The organism is Rhodococcus yananensis (genome assembly GCF_020515525.1).
GTDB classification, from domain to species: Bacteria; Actinomycetota; Actinomycetes; order Mycobacteriales; family Mycobacteriaceae; genus Rhodococcus; species Rhodococcus yananensis.
Genome location: NZ_JAIYEP010000162.1, coordinates 1 through 1238, shown reverse-complemented (window position 1 = coordinate 1238; position 1238 = coordinate 1). Strand labels below are relative to the sequence as shown.

The following is a 1238-nucleotide window of genomic DNA, read 5'->3' as shown; positions in this document are numbered from 1 at the left end:
CGCGACGGATTTGTTCGATCGGGCGACGGTGGTGTCGTTCGCGGAGCGGTTCGTGCGGGTGTTGGGTGCTGTGGTGGCGGATCCTGCTGTGGTGGTGGGGGATGCGCCGTGGTTGTCGTCGGGTGAGTTGTCGGTGTTGTCGTCGGTGGCCGGGGTGGGTGCGGTGCCGTCGGGGACGTTGGCGGATGTGTTGTCGGCTGCGGCGGTGGATGCGGATCGGGTTGCTGTCCGGTTCGAGGGTCGTTCGGTGTCGTACGGTGAGCTCGATGCGGTGTCGTCGCGTCTGGCGCGGTTGTTGATCGCGGAGGGTGTGGGGCCGGAGGATCGGGTTGCGGTGGCGGTGCCGCGGTCGGTGGAGTCGGTGGTGGCTCTGTGGGCTGTGGTGAAGTCGGGTGCGGCGTTCGTTCCGGTGGATCCGAGTTATCCGGTGGGGCGTATTGCGCACATGTTGTCGGATTCGGGTGCGGTGCTGGGGTTGACCACGGGTGGGTTCGCCGGTGGTCTGCCCGGTGATGTGTCGTGGTGGGTGCTCGAGGATGCGGTGGAGCGGTCGGCGGGGTTGTCGTCGGCGGTGGTCGGTGATGAGGATCGTCGGGTGCCGTTGCGTGCGGAGCATGCGGCGTATGTGATCTATACGTCGGGGACGACGGGGCTGCCCAAGGGTGTTGTGGTGGCGCATGCGGGTGTGGTGAATTTCTGTGCCGAGCAGGTGGATCGGTACGGGTTGTCGGCGTCGGCTCGGGTGTTGCATTTCGCGTCGCCGAGTTTCGATGCGTCGGTGCTCGAGTTGTTGATGGCGGTGGGGGCCGGGTCGACGATGGTGGTGGCTCCGTCGTCGGTGTACGGGGGTGTGGAGCTCGGGGAGTTGTTGCGTGCGGAGTCGGTGTCGCATGCGTTCGTGACGCCGGGTGCGTTGGGGTCGGTGGATCCTGCGGGGCTGGATGCGTTGCGGGTGGTGGTCACCGGTGGTGAGGCGTGTTCGCGTGAGTTGGTGGCGCGGTGGGCCGTGGTGTTGCCGGATGGGTCGCGGCGTGCGTTCTTCAATGCGTACGGTCCGACGGAGTCGACGGTGGCGTCGAACATCAGTGATGCGTTGGTGCCGGGTGAGCCTGTGGTGATGGGCGGGCCGGTGCGGGGTATGCGGGTGTATGTGCTCGATGGTCGGTTGCGGCCGGTGCCGGTGGGTGTTGCGGGTGAGTTGTATGTGTCGGGTGTGCAGGTGGCCCGCGGCTACCTCG

General features: G+C 67.0%; 1 protein-coding gene. It reads left to right on the top strand.

Annotated elements, in window-relative coordinates:
* The coding region (locus tag LDQ05_RS19565; RefSeq protein WP_226438613.1) for an AMP-binding protein at positions 1-1238 on the top strand (1238 nt) is incomplete at both ends.